The 242-nt window shown below is 41.3% G+C and carries 1 protein-coding gene; it reads left to right on the top strand.

Translation table 11 applies throughout. From position 1 onward, the window contains the following. The coding region (locus ACYPV9_RS14280; protein WP_459744850.1) for a hypothetical protein at positions 1-242 on the top strand (242 nt) is incomplete at both ends.

The raw sequence follows: 242 nt of genomic DNA, 5'->3' as shown, positions 1-242 counted from the left end.
CCAGAAGCAGGCTTTACTACAGATCCAACAGTGATTGGTTATACGGTAAGTGATGCAGAAGGCAATGCAACATCAGCTACAGTAACAGTTACTTATGGAGAGTTACCACCGGTAGCGAATGACAATACAGATGTAACATTAAATACGACCACACAACCAAGTGCCCCGTTACAGATTTTAACGGATGATTTATTAAGTGATGGCGTAACACCAGCAAGTCCAACGAATACGACTTTAGATTT

The sequence above is a fragment of the Polaribacter sp. OB-PA-B3 genome (genome assembly GCF_054589375.1).
The sequence above is the reverse complement of the archived record's forward strand: the minus strand, read 5'-3'. Positions and strand labels throughout refer to the sequence as shown.